Below are 19,245 nucleotides of genomic sequence, written 5' to 3' on the forward strand. Positions count from 1 at the left end.
CCCTCGCCGACCGGTACGTTGAACTCGCGTCGGGACGTACTGACACGTATCCAATGAGTTCGGCTGTCCCGGACGGCCCGATTATCCTCTTCGACGGCGTCTGTAACCTCTGTAACGGGTTCGTCCAGTTCGTTCTCCCCCGGGATACGGAGGGGCAGTTCCGCTTTGCCTCCCTCCAGTCCGACGTTGGTACGGAGTTGCTCGCCGAGCACGACCTCCCGACCGACGACCTCGAGTCCGTCGTCCTGATCGAGGGCGAGGACTGCTACGTCAAATCGGACGCGGTCATTCGCATCGCGCGGCTCCTCGGCGGCCCCTACGCCCTGCTAGGTCCGTTCCGCTTCCTCCCGCAACGGCTCCGTGACTGGGGCTACGACTTCGTCGCCGCGCGCCGCTATCGCTGGTTCGGCAAGAAGGATCAGTGTGCCATGCCGCCAGCGGACGTCGACGCCGGTGCGCGATTCCTCGAGTAGCGCCGGTGTCGGGACGCTCGGTCTCGCGTCGGAACTGCCCGCGAGATCGCTCAGTCGACGCCGAGCGCTAGCCGCCGGCCGAGCAGTGCGAGCGGGTAGCCAAAGACCGCGACACTTCCGACCCATGGCACCAGGAGGACGCCGTAGACGGCCGGTCCGTATCCGAACAGGGAGACGGGAGCGATGCTCGCAATCGCGACGACCGGTGTGAGTGCGGCGACCGCGACGAGCCCGATCGGGAATCGCCCGCGCTCGGCGGCGTACCCGATCGGGAGACAGAGCGCGGTGGCCGCACCGAAACAGAGCGGGAACGCGTACACCGGCGGGCCGGCGAGCAGGAGGGTTACCCCTGTGGCGGCGACCGTCGCGAGGATTGACAGCCCGACCAGTCCGCGAGTCTCGAGTCCGTCACCGAACCGGCGGGCCGTACTCCCGAGCAGGGCGTAGCCGACCCCGAGTGCGGCCAGTGCGACGGCACCCGGCGCGGGGTCGGCACCGGTCGCGGCGACGCCGACGACGAGGAAGCCACCCGCGCCGACGGCACCGACGGCGACGATCAGCCGCTCGAGCGTCGCGGCGTCGAAGGCATCGATCCCCGTGTCGATGCGACCGATCACGACGCCAACGAGTCCAAGCAAGACGGCCGGGAAGAGACCGCCGCTCACGCCGTGATCGAGCGCCGTCGGGCCCCTCTCGAGCCCGATCGTGGCGTAGCCGGTCACCGTCCCGCGGACGCCGCCGCTGCCGTAGGTGAGGTACGTCTGCTCGTCGAACTCGGCGTCGTCCGTCCACGTTGCGGCGGTCCCGTCGATCTCGGCGGCGGGGACGCGGTTCGTGATTTCGGTCCCCTCTGGGGTGTGGACAGTCACCCGATCGGCCACCCTCCCGTACCGGGTGTTCGACGTGCCGACGGCGAAGTACTCGACGAGCCACGCGTCGCCGACGCCGCGGCTCGCGACATCGTCGACGGTGTAATTCACGACGACCGTTTCGTCCTCGAGACGCGAGTCGACCGTTCGGACGTCGCCGTCGGCCGCGTGGTACCGCGCCCAGGCGTCGTCGACCGCGGCCTCGAGCGCGGTCGCGTTCGTCCGGTAGCGCTCGGCGGCGGTCTCGGTGACCGGGACGCGGGCCTCCCACCGGGAGTCTCCGGCATCGTCGATATAGATGTCGAGCGTGCCGTGACCGGTCGCACCCGCGATCGCGGCCTCGTTCCCGGTGCTCGGGCCACAGACCCCACAGAGCTGTATTGGAGGGGGCGCGCCAGCAGCGGCGGTGACACAGAGGGTGCCGACGACGAACCAACAGCAGAACGCGAGTCGAGTGCGGCGCATCGTTTCGAAACTCGCGTATCAACACTAAATAGCTTCTCCCAGGGAAAGTTCTCGACGCGAGAGACGGGTGGCGATCGCCAAGTTCGATTCCCCGCATCGATGCCCGTCGCTGCCGGGTTCCGCCGCCGGTCGCTCCGGACGCGGCGGTCGAGGATAAGTTTCAAGACGGGACAGTGTGAGCTACGGACAACCGGTGACTCGCGTGAGCGAAAAAAACGTCGTCAGCGACACGAATACGGGGACGACTGAGAGCGACGAGGGGGGCCGTGTCGTCGATATCGGAATCACCGTCGACGTCAGCGACGACGGTGACTCGGCCACCGCTGCCGGCGCTCCCGTCGAACTCGAGTTCGACGAGGCGGACTTGTTCGAAGCGGCCGACGCCGCGACGGACGCGGACATCGAGCCAACGACCGACGCGGCGATCGAACCGGACGAGCGCGAGGTTCTCGAGGCGGTCGATATCGATCCGGCCACGATCGCCGACAAGGAGTACTCCTACCGCATGTTACTCGACGCGGGCGTCGACGAACCGGTCGCGGACACCCTCCGCCGGCGCTACTCGCTGCCCTGGTCGTTTGAAAGCGAAGGCGACCTCGACCGGCGCTCGAGCGAAGTGCGAGGGTTGGGCGATGCCGAGCGCGAGTGGATCGCCGTCAGCGACGGCGAGGACTGGCAAGCCTTCGAGTACGATCACTCGGCACCCGTCGCGGTCGAGCGCGAGCGCCCGTCGGAGCGGCCGTATCCCAGGCCGACGCCGGTCACGGCGGTCACGGGCGTCGGCCCCGACGACGCCGACGCGCTGGCCGAGGCCGGCATCCGCTCGGCGGAGCGACTCGCGACGATCGACGCGATGGCGGTCGCCACCGTCCTCGAGCTGAACATCCTTCACGTCCGGACGTGGCGACACAACGCGCGGGAACTGCTCGGAAGCTGAGCGAACCGACGCGGCCGCGGCGAGGATCGAAACGGCTCCCGAGCGACTCACGCCGCGACTGGATGATCGACGGGCGGGACTCGGCACCGGAGTCGATTCGACTGGTACCGATCCGTCGGTTTCCCGGACTGATTCCGGCCCGATAAGTCAGCCGCTCATCACGTTCGTCGGTCGAAATCGCATCAATTACTACTTTTATACTCAATTTCGATAACACGGACCATCAGAGATTTATAGCGACCCGTTGGACCGTCTAACAGATGATTCCGATCGACGACTCTCCGATCGTTCGCGACGGCAAGTCACTGATTCTGGCGATGGACCACGGGTTAGAGCACGGCCCGGTCGACTTCGAGGAAGTACCGGAGAAACTCGATCCGGCGACGGTCTTCGAGACGGCAACTCACGACGCCGTCACCACCATGGCCGTCCAGAAGGGGATCGCAGAGGGATACTACCCCAGCTACGAGGACGACGTCAATCTCCTCCTGAAGCTCAACGGGACGTCGAACATGTGGATGGGCGAGCCCGATTCCGCGATCAACTGCTCGGTCGACTACGCGGCCGAACTCGGCGCCGATGCGGTCGGCTTTACCGTCTACAGCGGCTCGAACCACGAGGTCGAAATGTACGAGGAGTTCCGTCGGGTACAGGAGAAAGCCCGCGAGTACGACCTCCCGGTCGTCATGTGGTCTTACCCCCGCGGCCAGGGGCTCAAAAACGACACCAAACCCGGGACGATTTCCTATGCGACCCGTATCGCTCTCGAGGTCGGTGCCGACATCGCGAAGGTCAAGTACCCCGGCAGCGCCGACGCGATGGAACACGCCTGCAAGGCCGCGGGTGACATGAAAGTCGTCATGAGCGGCGGCTCGAAGACGTCCGACTACGACTTCTGTTCGACCGTCGAGGCCGCCATCACCGCCGGCGCGAGCGGGCTCGCGGTCGGCCGCAACATCTGGCAGCGCGAGGACCCGACCCGAATCCTCGACGCGCTCGAGGACGTCATCTACGAGGAGGCGACCGCCGACGCCGCGCTCGAGGCGACCGAATAGGATGACGGTGTCCGACCCAGTCGTCGAGACCGTCGTGGCGACGATCGGCCGGTCGGCGACCGAGATCCGGCAGGGGCTGATCGGACGCCGCGGGACGGTCGACGAGGAGAACCCCAGCGGCGAGACGCAGGCCGAGGCCGACGTCTGGGCCGACGAACTGCTCGGCGATCGTCTCACCGGGATCGGCGGCATCGGTCAGTACGCCAGCGAGGAACGCGCCGCGGTCGTCGACTGCGGCGACGATCCCGCGACGACCGACGCGTACGCCGTCGCGGTCGACCCGCTCGACGGCTCTTCGAACCTCACGTCAAACAACACGATGGGGACGATCTTCGGGGTCTACGACGCCGCGCTTCCGGCCCGCGGCGACGCGCTCGTCGCCGCCGGGTTCGTCCTCTACGGCCCGATCACGACGATGGTGCTCGCGACCGACGAGACCGTCACCGAGTACGAACTCTCCGGCGGCGAGCGAACGGTCGTCGAGCGCGATCTCACCATCCCCGCGGAGCCGGTCGTCTACGGTTTCGGCGGTCGCGTTCCCGACTGGCCCGACGACTTCCGCGCGTACGCCCGCGAGATCGAATCGGAACTCAAACTCCGCTACGGCGGCGCGCTGATCGGCGACGTCAACCAGGTGCTCACCTACGGCGGCACCTTCGGCTACCCCGCCCTCGAGTCCCGACCGGAGGGCAAACTCCGACTCCAGTTCGAGGGGAACCCGATCGGCTACGTCGTCGAGCGGGCCGGCGGGCGCTCCTCGAACGGGACGCAGTCGCTGCTCACCGTCGAGCCCGACGCCCTCCACGACCGGACGCCGCTCCACGTCGGGAACGACGAGTTGATCGACCGGCTCGAGGCGGCGCTCGCGTAGTCGCTGCGGCCGGGGGCCGTTTGCTGGTTCCGGCTGGTACTAGTCGCCGTCTCCCGTCCAGGCCGCCGTCACGGTCACGTACCCCCCGACGCCGACCACGAGCAGCGCGTAGAACGCCCAGCGGGGCCAGCCGGTCTCGAGGAACAACAGCGTCAGAAACAGTACCCACAGCGAGATGGCGAGCAAGTCAGCGAAAATCCTGAGGAGACCGCTCGCGACAGTCCGGACGAGACCGCGGCCGGAACGAGCGGATCGTTGGGTGTCGTTACTCATTTTCAACTGGGGGTCGCGATCGGTCGGTCGTCCGCAACCGTGGCGGCCGACGGCGGTTAGAAGTGATAGCCATGGTTCTCGGTCAGTCGATAGGCACCGACGCCCCAGACGTAGCTCTGTCCGGGCCACCAGGTGCGGGCGTTGTTGAACCCGGCGACGAGCACGTCGCCGTCCTCGCCGTCGGGGTCACGGTGGTAGCTCACGGAGCCGCTGTCGCCGTCGGTCAAATCCATCTCGCCGCCCCACCGGATCTGTCCGTGGCGACAGAAATCGTCGGTGAAGCAGGTGACCGCGTCGATACCCTGGATCTTCCCCGTCGTGTGGCCGCTCAGGGCACCGACCTTCTCGAGTTCCTCGTCGCGAGCGACGAGATCGGCCAGTCCGAACTTGGTGAACTGGCCGCGCACGCGGGGTTGTGACGGTGCTGCGATCCTGCTCGTGGGCTCGAGCCAGCCGTTGGGTTCGACCGCGGCGACGTCTTCGACCGGGTGGTAGCGGACGACGGTTCCCAGTTCGACGGGATCGTCGCCCGCCCGGGGCAACAGGAGGGCATCGTCGGCCGCGTCGTGCTCCTCGCCGAAGGCGTGGTCGGCCGTCACGAAGAACCGCTGCCGGCTGTCGGGGTCGTACAGTGCCGGCCCGAGCGTGGCCATGCTCGACGGGGTTTCGCAGGCGACGCCGCTCGGAACGCCGCCGTCGATCGCGGCGTCGACGAAGGTCGGCTCCCGGGACTCGGGTCCGTCCTGAATCTCCTCGACATCGATGATCGTCTCGGCGTCGATGTCGATCCCCGCTGCCACCTCGCCGAGCATTTCGGTGAGAGAGTGACCGTCGCTCGAGAGACCGACGGAGACGGTCGCGGTACCGCTCTCATAGTCCCCCGGAACGACCGCACTGCCGAGGTAGCCGGTGAACGCCGTTCGGGCGAGCAGGTCGTTTAGCTCGAAGGCCTTTTCGACCGCGGCGTACCACTCGGCGGGGACGAGGCGCGTCCGTTCCCGAACGGACCACGGATCGTCGGGGTCGTCCCTGACGAGGGCGGTGACGACGGGGACCTCGCCGTCGTCCGCGGCGAGGAAATCGTCGACGCCGAGCCACTGGGCCATCCCGACGGCGAACCCGCCACTGACGACGGTTCGCAGGAACTCCCGCCGGTCCATTCCCGTTTCGACCCGGTCGCGAAGCGTCCCGAGTCGCCGGACGAGACGCTCGGTGCTGACTTCCAACATGCCGCGTTGCAGGTGTTCGGTCGCGGTGCGCCCCGTTCCGCCAACGCGTCTGTGCACGGACACGGGATCGATAACCATTGCAGGGAACGACAAATCGAAGTAAAGCGGTTCTGCCTGCAGGTGCCGCCGAGGATATCGTCCCCCGGAACGACGCCGGTCGCGCCCCGTTCGAGCGGACCGACGACCGCTCTCCGAGTACGCTTCCGACCCGGGACCGCACTATAATGGCTGTCCAACTGCACCCGAGCGTTCGTGTCGGTCCCCGTCCCAGTACGCGTCGTCTCCGTGCCGGTGATCACGGAGACGAACACGGTCGATCGGTCGGTCCGCGCCGCGACCGCGATCCTCATTCCTCGCGGCGAACGCCGTGATTAGCGGCAACCCACGGGCGCGAACCGGCCGCTCGTTCCTCCGTTCCGATCGCCGTCGAGTCCCGTCCGTCCACCGACGGGGTCGACGACGGCCCGTCGCTCGAGTTACGTTCCGATTACGGGTTGCTGATCGTTCCAGACGCCGCCGACGGAGGCGCGGAAGTCGTCTCCGAATCGTTCAATATGTTCTTACTCTCCATGCACCGCCGATTTCGGACGGCAAACCGACCGCCCGATTCCATGTCGACGAAGACATCGGGGCGTCCCTACCGGATGGGAACGCGATACGAGTCTCCGATCGTCCGCCGCTGTCTGTCGTCCCGTCTCGCTCGCGTCGAGCGACCGGGTCGGAAGTTACGAGTACTTACTCGAGACCCGGGACATCCTACGCCTGGCATAACAATACCCCGCGTGAGCGAACCGACGCGTGCTCTCTGGGGTGCGACGGTCCGGTTCGACTCCGGCGGGGAGCCTATGAGTTCCGAGGGTGCGTTCCTGCGCCACCGCCTCCCGGGCGACGTGACGCCGGTCGACCTCGAGCGACTGCTCTGGGGTGTCGTCGTCCTGGCGTTGGCCGCCGACATCGTCACGACGTTCGTCGGTCTCCGTATCGGACTCTCCGAATCGAACCCGGCGGCTCGCGGGGCGATCGAGGGCCACGGCCTGGCCGGCATGCTCGCCCTGAAGGCCTTCGCGGTCGGTGTCGGACTGATCTGTCGACTCCTCCTCGAGCACAAGTACCGCCCGATCGTGCCGGCTGGCCTCGCAGTGCCGTGGCTGGCCGCCACCGTTCTCAACGTGTATGCGATCTCGAGCGCGCTCTGACTGCGATCCCCGTCGACCGGCGCGCCGGCTACGCATCGTGTTCGAGGGCGCGTCGCCACGCCCGGACCTCGGCGAGGACCGCCTCCCACTGGTCGCGTCCCCCCGGGACCTCGCTACCGGTCAGTCGGTCGCGTTCCGCCTCGAGTCGGTCGCGAATCTCGCCCGGCCGCTCGATATTCCGGAACCGAAGCAGTGAGCCACCCGCGGTCTCGATCGTGACGGTCCCGTACCCGACGTAGCGACCCACCGGATCCTGTTCGACGGTCGTGTTCTGGACCCGCTCGAGGGAGACGATCCGGACCGTTCGCCCGAGGACGCCGCGCCGCGTGGCGGCGACCCCGTCCGTGACGACGAACGCCGTTTGCGAGACGCGGGCGTACTGCCACAGCGCCGGTGCGAGGACGGCCGGGACGCCGACGACCGCGAGGATCGGCAACCACTCGACGGCGACGGCGGCCAGAAGGAGCACCGTTCCGACGAGGGCCACGACGGCCCACGGGACGACGGTCTGAACTCGCGGACCAGCCTGCCAACGGACGCGGTCGCCCTCCTCGAGCGGCAGCCACGGCGGAACGGACGCGGCGGAATCCCCGGAGTGTGGCGTGCTCTCGGCACTCGCTTTCGATCTCGCTTCCGATCCCGCGTCGGGCTCAGACGGACTGGTCCTCGTCATACTCGTAGTGGTGGTCGTCGGTCGCGCCGGTCTCGACGGTGGATCGACCGCCCCCGTTGCCGTCGCCGTCAACGGCCGCCCGAATCGCTCGGAGTTCGGTGAGGATCTCCTCGAGCACGTCGTCTGTCGTCCGGTCGGTCCCGGAGTCGCCGCGCTCGCGTTTGATCCGGTCGCTGATGTGCTGTTGGACGGCCCTCGGATCGGGAACCGATTTGAACGCCATTTCGACGCCGGAGCCGCCGGCGGTACTGACCTCGACGGTTCCGTAGCCGAAGTGCGTCCCCAGGGCGCTCTGGCTGTAGGAGATGTCCTGCACCTTGCCGTGTTCGATCCGCTTGACGTCCCGCGAGAGCACCCCCGTTTTCTCGTACAGCGCGCGGTTCGTCACGACGTAGTGGGTGTTCGTCACGCGGAGGTACTCGCTGGCGATGATGACGAGTCCGATCAGGACGATCGAAAGCGGGAGCCCGACCACGAACGCCGGGATGAGCGTTCGCCGGTCCGGGCCGCCGGCCCAGATCACCGTCTCGTCGTCGTCCAGCGAGAGCCACGCGAGGTCCACCTCGGCGTCTCCGGCCGCGGTTTCGGCGGTCGTCACGACTCTGCCCCGCCCCCGTCCGCGGCAGCCTGCTCGCACGTCAGCGGGCGGACGGCCCAGCCGATGGTGTCGGTCGCGAATTCTGTGCGGGGGTGCGGTAGCCGCTTGGTCGTGGACGGCCCACGGCAGCCCTGCCCGTCGCTCTCGGAGATCGGCCGTCGGCGCTCGTGTCCGACCGTCTCGTCGACCGGCAACGCCTCGTCGTTCAGTTCGCTCATACGTTCGGAGTGGCGCAGTGTACACAAAAACGTGTCTCTCCCTCGAGAAGTATCGATCGAGAACCTTGAAAGGGGTCGAGACGTCTAAAAGGGGCCAACGCACGCATAGGACGGTCAAAGTTACAGGGGATCGCCACACCCTCCCCAACCGATTCGTTCGCTCCCCCCGGTCGCTCACTCATCCCTCGCACATGATCGGACCGCGGTTCGCCGCTCGCTCACCGCGGTCCAGTGCGCGCCACCGCCTGCCGGGATGCAGTATGAAACGCGACGTTCCGTAAGACCGTTTTCCCCGACGAGATGATCGTCTCGACGGGATGAATGTCGACGGAATAACCGAAGCGCTGAGTCGACTGGGGCTGCCGAGGACGGCGACAGTTCGGCACGGGCAATCGTCTCACGCAACTCCTATTCACGTCGAACCCCTACTGGCAGCAATGACAACCGACACGTGTCACGACGATTCGTATCCGCCGCCAGTGCAGCGAAAAGCCGTCCTCTTCTGTCCGGAGTGTGACCACGAGAGTCCGATCTCCGGCGACTGGGAGACCACGACCGTCGGCGACGAGCGACTGCTCGTCTGTACCGACTGCGGCTCCGTCGTCGACCGCCGGTCCCGGGACCGGTCCGAACTCGTCGAACCAGCGTAACCGGAGATCTACGGCCTTCTATCGCGACGTCCGATTCGAGACCGACTGCCCGGTTCGTTTCGATCCATGGGGCCCCCACCCCCGATTCAGAGTGAAAGCGTGGGTGCGAGGGTGCCCCCACCGTTCGCTGCTTCGGTTACGGTGGCAATTCCGGTGCCGGGGCCGGCTCAGTTAAGGTATTGTCCCCGCCTTCGGGCTGCCCCCTCTCTCGGGACTACCCCACTTTCGGACTACCCCTCTCTCGAGACCGACCCCGGTATCGAGGCCAGTTCCCTCACGAGAAGCTGGTGAGATCGGTATCACGGTTTCCCGTCGATGGACTGGTCTCGCGGAGTCGGTCGTACGTCGGGAGATCCTCGAGCGAGGCGTCCCGACGAACCGCCTTGACGATGTGTTTCGGATCGGTTACGAGACGGTGTAAGAGGTAACTCCCCTGTGATCGTCCGCCACCGGTCTTCTCGGATTCGATGACGCCCAGAAACGCCTGTTCTTTTAACTGTCGGTAGAGTCCGTTCTCGGTGATCGGATCGGTGGCGACCAGTTCGCAGATCCCGACGTAGCGCTCGTACACTTCTCGCGTCTTGTACGTCTCCCGATCGCCGGTGATGATGCAACTCGCGAGCGCGTACAGGGCGAGTTTCGCGTGGACGGTCGCCCCGCTGGTGAGTTCCTCGATGCGATTGATTTCGGCAACCTCCTGGGCCTGCTGGATGTGGTCCTCCGAAACCGTCTCGCTACCGATGCGTCGGGCGAGTTCGCCGGCTTCCTTGAGGATCTCGATCGCCTTCCGCGCGTCGCCATGTTTCTTGGCCGCGAGAGCGGCACAGAGTTCGATCGTTCCGTCCTCAAGAACGTCGGGCTGAAAGGCGTCCTCGCGATTGCGCATGATCTCGCGGAGCTGCGAGGCGTCGTACGGATGGAAGAACAGTTCCCGATGGCCGAAGCTGCTATCGATGCGTTCGTCGAGCGTCTCACGATACTGGACCTTGTTGCTGATCCCGATGACGCCGATGTAGGCGTCGGTCTTTCGCGCCTCGCGAGCGCGGGAGAGTTGCATCAAGATATTGCTGTTGTCGAGTTTGTCGATCTCGTCTAAGATGACGATGACCGCGTCGAAACAGTCCTCGAGAATGCCCCAGATATGCTGGTAGTATTCCATGGTCCCGACCCCCCGAAGCGGGATGTTCTGTTGGTACTCGGTTTGCTCTTTCAGACTCAGGGCCAACTGTCGCGTCGTCCGGGTTTCCGTGTTCGCCTCAGAACAGTCGACGTAGAGAACACCACAGTCGATGTCGTTGCCCTGCGCGGCGTCTTGGGCCCGCGTCGCGACGTGCCGGGAGATGAGGCTCTTTCCGGTGCCGGTCTTCCCGTAGATCATCACGTTGTTCGGGGGATCACCTCGCGTGATGGCACCGACTTCGGCGGCGACGGACTGGATCTCGTCATCGCGCCCGACGATCCGGTCCTCGTCGGGCACGTGACCGACGTGGAGGAGTTCCTTTCGATCGAAGATGGGGTCGTGAGATTCGAAGAGCGGGTCCCCACCCGTCTGCTCAGCCATAGTTCTGTTCTGGGAGACACTCGTTATAAAACTATGGAAGGTAGTTCAGACTGATAAGGGCCGGGTAGCGACCGTCCGTAGCCGTTCCCGGACGGGTTCGCGGTTCTCGGAGACGTTGCCGGATGCAGACTGAAGTCCTGTCGGACGAGGGCCCAGCCCCTCGTGCAGACTGAAATCGATCGACATCGGCAGCTACCGGTTTCCGTACTGCCGGCTGACGGCCACCGGTCTTCGTGCTGTCAACTGAATATGGGGTTTATAATATCCGGATGGTTCGGATTTGCTATGAACTAGGAGTTGGGCCCCCTCGCTCGAGCGCTATCGCTACCGTATTACGACGACGCTCTCCCGGCACACGATCAGTTCCATGCCAACCGGATTTGTGCTCTATCCAATCGAGTGGCGGACGAGCACGAGCGACCCGTCGATAGAGCTGTACTGACTGCAGCGGCGTGGTTACACGACATCGGCCACCCACTGGAGCGACGTGGGATAATCGAAAACCACGGCGAATGGGCCCCAACGGAAGGGAAAGCCCTGCTCGAGGCCGAAGCGGTGGCAACTGATCGAATCGATGCGATCCAGCACTGTCTTCGAACGCACAGCGTTCGGTCTTACTCCCCGAAGCCGGAAACGCTCGAGGCGGAGGTACTCTTCGACGCGGATAAACTGGAAGCGACCGGCGCGGTCGGTCTCGTTCGAATGGCCTGTATCGTCGGCGAGAGATCGGGACGCGCAGGCGAGACGTACGCGGTGATCGATACCCCGGCAGTCGACGGGGAAGTTTCCTCGGAACTCCCGGATATTACTCTCCTTCGGGACTGGGCAGAAGAGCGGTTAGAGCAGTTGTATACGCCATCTGGACGCCGCCTTGGAACGTCTCGCTGGCGTTTCATGGATGCGTTCTTCACACAGTTTGCGAACGAAATCGACATCGAACTGACGGAATACCGCACCGAATCGACGGAATAATCCGCAGATATGGAGGAACAATCCGTAGAGCTGATGGAAAATCGGAATCGAACCCAAAATCAAGTTGAGGAACTGGATTGTAGTGCGGCAAAGAACTGAACTGCGGTGCGGAGGTCCTTCGTACGAGTCCACCGACCGAACTGGTCCCTATGTCAGTACCGCCTGCCAGTCCACCAACCCCACCTCCGTTCAGCTGCTTTTCACTCTGAACAGGGGGTGTGGGCCCCGTCGTCCACTCCGGGAGACCGATACCCGTCTCCCCACCCCTCGTTCAGACTGAAAGCGGTCCGGTTTCGGCGACTGCGTTTCAGTCTGAACCGGGGGTGGGACGATTTCACGTCCCGTGGCCGATCGAGACATCGACGTCACCACACGTGTGCCGACCGGGTTTCACTCTGAACGAGGGGTGTCCGTCACCATGCTGGTCCATCCCGCTCGAGGGCGGTCGCTTCCGTCGTTGTCGTCGATGCAGTATCGTCGTTCGGAGGCCGGCTGCCGTTACGACAGGCATCCATTATATAATCAAACCTGGATACCTTATATTGGAACTTATGACCTATGAGGGGCATCGCCACGTTTATTTTGGTTTCCTCGGAACCTACTGCCATGTCCGACGAAGCCAACCCGTTCGAAAGTCTGCAATCGCAGATCGACGACGCCGCCGCGTACCTCGACATCGGCGACGACGTGATCGAGCGGCTCAAACACCCCGAACGAGTCCTCGAGACGAACCTCACGATCGAACGCGACGACGGTAACCTCGAGCGATTCGAAGCCTTTCGATCGCAGTTCAACGGGGACCGCGGCCCCTACAAGGGCGGGATTCGGTACCATCCGCAGGTCTCCCGCGACGAAGTCAAAGCGCTGTCGGGCTGGATGACGTACAAGACCGCGATCGTTGACATTCCCCTCGGCGGCGGCAAGGGTGGCATCGTCATCGATCCCGACGACTACTCCGAAGCGGAACTCGAGCGACTCACCCGCTCGTTCGCCAAAGAGTTGCGTCCCCTGATCGGCGAGGACCGTGACGTTCCCGCGCCCGACGTGAACACGGGCCAGCGGGAAATGAACTGGATCAAAGACACCTACGAGAACCTCGAGAACACGACCGAACCGGGCGTCATCACCGGCAAAGCACTCGACTCCGGCGGTAGCGAAGGCCGCGTGGAGGCGACCGGTCGCTCGACCGTTATCGCCGCTCGCGAAGCGTTCGACTACCTCGACAAGGATCTCGAGGGCGCGACCGTCGCGGTGCAGGGCTACGGCAACGCCGGCTGGATCGCCGCCAAACTGATCGACGAGATGGGCGCGACCGTCGTCGCCGTCAGCGACTCGAGCGGCGGCATCTACAACGCCGACGGCTTCGACCCGGTCGCGGCGAAGGAGTACAAAAACGAGACCGGGAGCGTCGTCGGCTTCGCGGGCAGCGAGGCGGAACTCACCAACGACGACGTCCTCACCCTCGACGTGGACCTCCTGATCCCCGCGGCGCTCGAGAACGCGATCGACGCCGACCTCGCCGAAGCCGTCGAGGCGGATGTCATCTCGGAAGCCGCCAATGGGCCGCTGACGCCCGCCGCCGACGAGGTGCTCGAGGGGAAAGACGTCTTCGTCGTTCCGGACATCCTCGCGAACGCGGGCGGCGTCACGGTGTCGTACTTCGAGTGGGTCCAGAACCGCCAGCGCTTCTACTGGGACGAAGAGCGCGTCAACGAGGAACTCGAGGCGATCATCGTCGACGCGTTCGACGCGCTGGTCGAGACCTACGAGCGCCACGACCTCGAGAACCCACGAACCGCGGCGTACGTCGTCGCGATCCAGCGCGTCGCCGACGCCTTCGAGGAAGCCGGTAGCTGGCCCTGATTCGGGACCCGTCGCCGTCGGCCGCGACCGATCGAAACTCGACAATCGGGCACTGATACTTCCCTCAATTGACAAACAATCACGAATCCAACAAGCACTTGGTACCCGAATCGACATCTGTAGGGAAATGAATCGACGAACCGTCGTCGCGGGGCTCGGGGCGGCCGGCCTCGCCGGCTTGTCGGGCTGTCTCGGGCTGCTCGGGATGGCCGAACACGAATCGTCACCCGCCGGCGTCGAGGCCGACGCCCGTGCGGAGACGGGCTACGAGCAGTCCGCTATCGATGCGCTCTCCATCGATCGGGATGTCGGACCGACGAACGAGACCGTCACGGTCACCAATCACATGACCAAACACGAGAAGGCCGTCGACATGGGGCCGCTCGGGAGTCGACGCGGTGCCGTGTTCAACGTCCTGACGACGCCACAGGTGAGCATCTTCGGTAAGGAACTCAACCCCGTCGAGGAGATGTCCACGCAGGAACTGATGGATCTCGTCAGGAGCAACTACGACGGAATTGACAACATCTCACACGACGGAGATTCCGATATCACGATCCTCGAGCAGTCGACGACCCGGTCGGAGTTCACCGCCGACGCGGAGTTCGACGGCGCGGACATACCCGTCATCATCGCCATCACCGAGGCCGTCGAGGCCGACGAGGACCTGCTCGTGACGATCGCCGTCTATCCCGAGTACGTCGAGCGTCAGGAGGACCCGAACGCCACGCTGCTCGCCGAGGCGGTGACTACCGACGTGGACGAGGGTGCCTCGAGCGACGACGGGGGGTCCGACAGCGGTGGAGTCGAGAGTACCGTCGACGCCAAGGTGACGGGCGGAAACGATAGCACCCACGACGACGGCGGCAGTGACACTCTTGACGGAAGCGGCAGCATCGAACTCGACGGCAACGAGAGCGACGACGACCTGCTTAGCTGATCTCGACCGAGCGCGTTCGAATCGCGACCGTCCTCGCGGTCCGTCGAGGCGCTCGGTTTCGACCGTTGCCGAGCCACGGAACCGCTGCTTACCAGCCGTAATCGTCGTCCTCGTCGCGGTCGTCCGACTGATCCTCTCGAGACTCGGTATCGTCGTGGTCGTCGTCCCAGCCCCCTGTCTCGTCGCGGTCGTCGTTCCACCCACCTGTCTTGTCGCGGTCGTCGTCCCAGTCGCTCGGACTGTCCCACCTACTCGCGTCGCCTCGGTCGTCATTCCGGCCGCTCGGATCGTCCCAGCCAGTCGCACCGCGCCGGTCGCTCGAGCGGTCCGTATCGGGATCGGTGCCCCCGAACCCGGCGGGACCGTTCCCGCCGCCGCGATCGCCGCCATCGACCGGCCCGCCGCCGCGGACCGCCCCGCGTCGGTCGGGGATGAGATCGAGATCGGCGTCGGTATCGCCGAGGAGCAACAGCGCGTAGTAGCGGAAGTATGTCTCGACCGGGACGTAGAGCAGCGTCGCCAGGAGCAAAAAGAGGACGAGTCCGACGACGCCGAGCAGGATGGCCAGGACGAGTCCCGCCGCATCGAACGCGAGCACCAACAGGACGCCGACGATCACGAATGGGATCGCCAACAGCAGCCCGCTGAGACCGATGATGATCGTGGCAGCGATGCCGATGACGAACTGGAGAATCCAAACCAGCAGGAGGTAGACGACGTAGTCGCTCCAGTTCGCCGTCATCGTCGACCAGAACCGACCCCAGCCGTCGCGGACGCCGCGATCCGTCAGTAGCATGATCGGCGCGACGAACTCGGTGGTAAACCGCATCGCGATGACGTAGAGCAAGCCCAGGACGATCACGTAGAGGAGGTAGAGTAAGAGTAACCCCATCGAAAAACCGTCGAGACCCGATTCCATCGAGAGCAGGAGGACCGCGGCCGGAGCGATGGTGACAACCGCCAACAGCACCCGGAGACCGAATCGGAACAGGAACAACCACAGTCCCTTGCCGAGGTTCGCGGAGAAATAGCGCCTCACGTGGACCTCGGACGAACGAAGCGACTCGAGGAAGACGAACTCCATGACAGCGCTGATGAACTCGTAGAGCAGCCAGAGTAACAGGACGATCGCGACGATCGCGAGCACCCAGAAGAGCAGTTCCTCGCCGGCGACTCCCCCGAGTTCCTGTGGCTGCTCTTCGACCGTCGGGTCGTCGGTGACTGTCCCGGTGTCCCCGCCCGGGATCGTCGGCCCGCCCAGTCCGAGCGAACTCACGAAGAAGACGATCAGCGCGAGCCTGAGCCACGTTCCCGTTCGAAACGGCGTGAGCCGGTTCCGGGTAACGTCGATGGCGTCCCCGAGATCGTCGATGGCGTCCATAGTACTCCACGCTAGCATCGGCACAGCGATAATACTACTGTTCTGACGGACCCGTCCGGCACGAAACGATCGCGGCCCCGTCCGGTCGAAATCGAATACGTTCCCCCGGTAACACTTCGAGGGGCATTTAACCCCGACCGTCGACAGATCCCCTATGGACATCCGCCGGCTCGCACGTGGATCGGTCGAGTGGAGCCGCATCGAGCGTGTCGTCCGCACGCTGGCGGATCGCTACGACCGCGAGGAGGTCCGCGTCGAGTTTCTCGAGGCCGACAACTGGTTGTCGACGCCGTGTGTCATCGACGACGAGTGGTTCGTCAAAATCGTCTCCAGACAGAACGCCCTGGTCCACGCGGTGTTGACGACCGGTCGGAACGTGGGTGCCTTCTCCTCGGGCACCGAGGGGTTTTTCGACCGGTTCGACACGCCCCGCGAGATGGTCGAACACGAGTACGCGGCGACCGAACGGATGCAGGAAATCGGTCTCAACGCGCCCCGACCTATCGACGCCTTCGAGGTCAACGGGCTGGGCGTCCTCGTCCTCGAGTATCTCCCGGACTTCCGGTCGCTCGACGACGTTTCCGACGACGTGGTCGCCCGGCGAGCGCCCGAACTGTTCGCGATGCTCGCGACGCTCCACGAGCACGGGCTCGCCCACGGCGACCTACGGGCTGAGAACGTCCTGCTCTGTGACGACGAGTTCTACTTCATCGACGCGACCAGCGTCCACGACGACCGCGTCGACGAGACGACGGCCTACGATCTGGCCTGTGCGCTGGCCATTCTCGAGCCACGGATCGGGCCGCGGGAAGCCGTCGACGCGGCCGCGACCGCCTACGACCCCTCGCAGCTGCTCGCCGCGCGGGAGTTCCTCGACTTCGTCCGGCTCCGTCCCGACCACGAGTTCGACTCGACGACCTTGCGCAGCGAACTCGAGAAGGCGGCCGATCTGGGCGGAGAATGATCCGAACCGGACGGGGACCGGTCACCGACTGACAGGCCAGCCCAGGCACTACGGGTTGTCTCGGAGTGGCGTTCGGGCGATGTCTGAGCGCACCGTTTACCGACGACGGGAGGGATGCTCCGGGCGCGCCTCGAGCGAGGAGGAGGAGAACCGGCGGCGGGATAGCCCGGCCGCCGCCGGGGTCGGTATCCGGCCCGGCTGTGATTCGAAGTCGGCGTGTGACTTATCGCATGCCGTCCAGCGTCCGGACCGTATCCGACATGATCCAGGCCGTCTCGCTGTCCGGTTCCTCGAGGCAGATCGCGAAAAACGAGTCCCGGCCGTCGTCGACGGTGATGCGGTACCCGCGACTCGTCAGCGGCTGGCTCTCGTCGGTGCGGGGTTCAGGGGAGGTCACACGCGTCTTCAGGGACGCCGGCGGATAACGAACACGATTCGGAACGGGGCCGAGAGTGCCTGACACGGACGTTCGTTGGCGTTGCCGTCGGGCGTTCGGTCTCCGAATCGACCGTCGATCGCCCGACGGGAGCGGGTCGAATATCGCCACCGCTCCGCGCGTGGGAGTCACCAGCAAGATGTTCACTGCGCCCGTCGTTTCGTCTCATGAACAACTCCAAGGAGATCGAGATGGCACAGGGGCTGTCGGCCGACATCACAACCGACGAGGACTGACCCGTCGTGACACAGCCCTGACTCCCGTGGCCCCGTCGGCAGGATCATAACGCCCAGTTACCCAGTCAGGACCGTCGAACCGCGGGACTCTCAGTTTCTACTCGCGAACGAACCGCTTATCAGACGTTTCGTGGAAGGGGTGAGTACATGAAGGCAGTCGTTCTCGCGGCGGGTCAGGGAACGCGGATGCGACCGCTGTCGGAATCGGTGCCGAAACCCATGCTGCCGGTCGCCGACCGACCGCTCGCGGCCCACACCGTCGACGCGGCGATCGACGCTGGAGCCGACGAAATCGTCCTCGTGATCGGCTACGAGGGCGAGACGGTCCGTGACTACTTCGGCCCCGAGTACCGGGGCGTCCCGGTCTCCTACGCCGTCCAGGAGGAACAGGCCGGGACCGCCGACGCCGTCGACGCCGCCAGCCCCGTTCTCGAGGGTCCCTTCGCCGTCCTCAACGGCGACAATCTCTACGATCCGGCGGCGATCGACCGGTTGTTCGACGCCTGTCCGGCCGTCTGTGCGATCGAGGTCGACGAGCCGCGCAACTACGGCGTCCTCAGCACCGCCGACGGCAGCGTCACCGGGATCGTCGAGAAGCCCGACGAACCGCCGACGAACCTCGCCAACGCCGGAGCCTACGCGTTCCCGGCCGAGGCCCGAGAGTGGCTCGCGGTGCCCGCGAGCGAGCGCGGTGAACACGAGATCACCGACGTCGTCGCGCGGGTGATCGACGAGTACGACGTGACGCCGGTGACCCTCGAGCGGTGGCTGGACGTCGGTCGCCCTTGGGAGTTACTCGCGGCCAACGAGTGGCACCTCGCCGAACTCGACGGCCGGATCGACGGCGACGTGAGCGACGACGCCCATCTCGAGGGTGAGGTCGTCGTCGAGGCGGGTGCGACGGTCGAACCCGGCGTCGTGATCGAAGGGCCGGCCCTGATCCGCGAGGGTGCGGAGGTCGGGCCCAACGCCTACGTCCGCGGCGCGACGCTGATCGGCCGGGATGCGGAGATCGGTCACGCGGTCGAAATCAAAAACAGCGTCGTCTCGCGCGGGACGTCGGTCAGTCACCTCTCGTACATCGGCGACAGCGTCCTGGGTCGGGACGTCAACGTCGGCGCGGGGACGAACGTGGCGAACCTCCGTCACGACGACGCGGCGATCGAGTTCACCGTCAAAGGCGACCGCGTCTCGACGGGACGCCGGAAGTTCGGCGTCGTCGCCGGGGACGGGGTCAAGACCGGCATCAACACGAGTCTGACGCCCGGACTGCGACTCGAGCCCGGTGCGACTACCATGCCCGGCGAAACCGTCGAGCGGGATCGGTAGTCGTCGGTCACCGTCGCACTCCGCATCGGCACGCTCCGCTCGGTCCAGAGCTTCGG

20 protein-coding genes are annotated in these 19,245 nt (G+C 65.4%); 11 read left to right on the top strand and 9 right to left on the bottom strand.

The window, feature by feature from the left end:
* The first annotated feature begins 53 nt into the window (after positions 1-53).
* Positions 54-473, top strand: a complete 420-nt coding sequence (locus ALTAJ2_RS04775; protein ID WP_007108104.1) for a thiol-disulfide oxidoreductase DCC family protein — start codon at positions 54-56, stop codon at positions 471-473.
* Positions 474-523: 50 nt separating this feature from the next.
* Here the strand turns inward: ALTAJ2_RS04775 and ALTAJ2_RS04780 are convergent, their stop codons facing one another.
* The gene (locus tag ALTAJ2_RS04780; protein WP_007108105.1) at positions 524-1,807 is read right to left on the bottom strand and encodes a hypothetical protein; all 1,284 of its coding nucleotides are present in this window, start codon (positions 1,805-1,807) and stop codon (positions 524-526) included.
* Positions 1,808-2,009: 202 nt separating this feature from the next.
* On the opposite strand from ALTAJ2_RS04780, the gene ALTAJ2_RS04785 reads away from it, so the two are divergent.
* From ALTAJ2_RS04785 to ALTAJ2_RS04795, 3 genes are all read left to right on the top strand, one after another.
* Positions 2,010-2,744 (top strand): DUF7409 domain-containing protein, encoded by a 735-nt coding sequence (locus ALTAJ2_RS04785; protein ID WP_007108106.1) that lies wholly within the window; start codon positions 2,010-2,012, stop codon positions 2,742-2,744.
* 260 nt (positions 2,745-3,004) lie between these two features.
* Positions 3,005-3,799, top strand: a complete 795-nt coding sequence (locus tag ALTAJ2_RS04790) for a class I fructose-bisphosphate aldolase (RefSeq protein WP_006185358.1) — start codon at positions 3,005-3,007, stop codon at positions 3,797-3,799.
* Position 3,800: 1 nt separating this feature from the next.
* The gene (locus ALTAJ2_RS04795) at positions 3,801-4,670 is read left to right on the top strand and encodes a class 1 fructose-bisphosphatase (protein WP_007108107.1); all 870 of its coding nucleotides are present in this window, start codon (positions 3,801-3,803) and stop codon (positions 4,668-4,670) included.
* 39 nt (positions 4,671-4,709) lie between these two features.
* Here the strand turns inward: ALTAJ2_RS04795 and ALTAJ2_RS04800 are convergent, their stop codons facing one another.
* Together ALTAJ2_RS04800 and ALTAJ2_RS04805 are read right to left on the bottom strand one after the other, a co-directional pair.
* Positions 4,710-4,943, bottom strand: coding sequence for a hypothetical protein (locus tag ALTAJ2_RS04800; RefSeq protein ID WP_007108108.1), 234 nt, complete (start codon positions 4,941-4,943; stop codon positions 4,710-4,712).
* A gap of 56 nt (positions 4,944-4,999) precedes the next feature.
* Positions 5,000-6,250, bottom strand: coding sequence for a hypothetical protein (locus ALTAJ2_RS04805; protein ID WP_007108109.1), 1,251 nt, complete (start codon positions 6,248-6,250; stop codon positions 5,000-5,002).
* Positions 6,251-7,017: 767 nt separating this feature from the next.
* Between ALTAJ2_RS04805 and ALTAJ2_RS04810 the strand changes: the two genes are divergently transcribed.
* Positions 7,018-7,368, top strand: coding sequence for a DUF5658 family protein (locus ALTAJ2_RS04810; RefSeq protein ID WP_007108110.1), 351 nt, complete (start codon positions 7,018-7,020; stop codon positions 7,366-7,368).
* Positions 7,369-7,396: 28 nt separating this feature from the next.
* Here ALTAJ2_RS04810 and ALTAJ2_RS04815 read toward each other — a convergent pair whose 3' ends face one another.
* The 3 genes from ALTAJ2_RS04815 to ALTAJ2_RS04825 are packed head-to-tail and all read right to left on the bottom strand — an operon-like array spanning position 7,397 to position 8,857.
* On the bottom strand, positions 7,397-8,041 hold the full coding sequence (locus ALTAJ2_RS04815) for a PH domain-containing protein (protein WP_007108111.1): 645 nt from the start codon (positions 8,039-8,041) through the stop codon (positions 7,397-7,399).
* Positions 8,019-8,639 (bottom strand): PH domain-containing protein, encoded by a 621-nt coding sequence (locus tag ALTAJ2_RS04820; RefSeq protein ID WP_007108112.1) that lies wholly within the window; start codon positions 8,637-8,639, stop codon positions 8,019-8,021. The genes ALTAJ2_RS04815 and ALTAJ2_RS04820 overlap by 23 nt, the downstream gene beginning before the upstream one ends.
* Positions 8,636-8,857 (bottom strand): hypothetical protein, encoded by a 222-nt coding sequence (locus tag ALTAJ2_RS04825; protein ID WP_007108113.1) that lies wholly within the window; start codon positions 8,855-8,857, stop codon positions 8,636-8,638. Before ALTAJ2_RS04825 ends, ALTAJ2_RS04820 begins: the two co-directional genes overlap by 4 nt.
* Before the next feature lie 437 nt (positions 8,858-9,294).
* On the opposite strand from ALTAJ2_RS04825, the gene ALTAJ2_RS04830 reads away from it, so the two are divergent.
* Positions 9,295-9,507: a hypothetical protein gene (locus tag ALTAJ2_RS04830; protein ID WP_007108114.1), complete on the top strand. Its 213-nt coding sequence runs from the start codon at positions 9,295-9,297 to the stop codon at positions 9,505-9,507.
* 274 nt (positions 9,508-9,781) lie between these two features.
* Here the strand turns inward: ALTAJ2_RS04830 and ALTAJ2_RS04835 are convergent, their stop codons facing one another.
* Positions 9,782-11,068, bottom strand: a complete 1,287-nt coding sequence (locus tag ALTAJ2_RS04835) for a Cdc6/Cdc18 family protein (protein ID WP_007108115.1) — start codon at positions 11,066-11,068, stop codon at positions 9,782-9,784.
* A 297-nt stretch (positions 11,069-11,365) separates the two neighbouring features.
* Between ALTAJ2_RS04835 and ALTAJ2_RS04840 the strand changes: the two genes are divergently transcribed.
* The 3 genes from ALTAJ2_RS04840 (at position 11,366) to ALTAJ2_RS04850 (ending at position 14,843) form a co-directional block, all read left to right on the top strand.
* A complete protein-coding gene (locus ALTAJ2_RS04840) occupies positions 11,366-12,040 on the top strand; it encodes an HD domain-containing protein (RefSeq protein ID WP_239647697.1) in 675 nt (224 codons plus the stop codon).
* A 606-nt stretch (positions 12,041-12,646) separates the two neighbouring features.
* Positions 12,647-13,903 carry a Glu/Leu/Phe/Val family dehydrogenase gene (locus tag ALTAJ2_RS04845; RefSeq protein ID WP_007108117.1) on the top strand — a complete coding sequence of 419 codons (1,257 nt, stop codon included), beginning with the start codon at positions 12,647-12,649 and terminating at the stop codon, positions 13,901-13,903.
* A gap of 127 nt (positions 13,904-14,030) precedes the next feature.
* Positions 14,031-14,843: a DUF6517 family protein gene (locus ALTAJ2_RS04850; RefSeq protein ID WP_007108118.1), complete on the top strand. Its 813-nt coding sequence runs from the start codon at positions 14,031-14,033 to the stop codon at positions 14,841-14,843.
* Positions 14,844-14,931: 88 nt separating this feature from the next.
* On the opposite strand, the gene ALTAJ2_RS04855 is transcribed toward ALTAJ2_RS04850, so the two are convergent.
* Complete coding sequence (locus ALTAJ2_RS04855; RefSeq protein WP_007108119.1) at positions 14,932-16,224, bottom strand: DUF7544 domain-containing protein; 1,293 nt, start codon at positions 16,222-16,224, stop codon at positions 14,932-14,934.
* 154 nt (positions 16,225-16,378) lie between these two features.
* On the opposite strand from ALTAJ2_RS04855, the gene ALTAJ2_RS04860 reads away from it, so the two are divergent.
* Positions 16,379-17,188: an RIO1 family regulatory kinase/ATPase domain-containing protein gene (locus tag ALTAJ2_RS04860; protein WP_007108120.1), complete on the top strand. Its 810-nt coding sequence runs from the start codon at positions 16,379-16,381 to the stop codon at positions 17,186-17,188.
* A gap of 223 nt (positions 17,189-17,411) precedes the next feature.
* On the opposite strand, the gene ALTAJ2_RS19585 is transcribed toward ALTAJ2_RS04860, so the two are convergent.
* Positions 17,412-17,585: a hypothetical protein gene (locus ALTAJ2_RS19585; RefSeq protein WP_006185338.1), complete on the bottom strand. Its 174-nt coding sequence runs from the start codon at positions 17,583-17,585 to the stop codon at positions 17,412-17,414.
* 422 nt (positions 17,586-18,007) lie between these two features.
* Between ALTAJ2_RS19585 and glmU the strand changes: the two genes are divergently transcribed.
* A complete protein-coding gene (glmU, locus tag ALTAJ2_RS04865) occupies positions 18,008-19,189 on the top strand; it encodes a bifunctional sugar-1-phosphate nucleotidylyltransferase/acetyltransferase (RefSeq protein WP_007108121.1) in 1,182 nt (393 codons plus the stop codon).
* Positions 19,190-19,245: the final 56 nt, after the last annotated feature.

The organism is Natrinema altunense, assembly GCF_000731985.1.
Classification (GTDB): Archaea; Halobacteriota; Halobacteria; order Halobacteriales; family Natrialbaceae; genus Natrinema; species Natrinema altunense.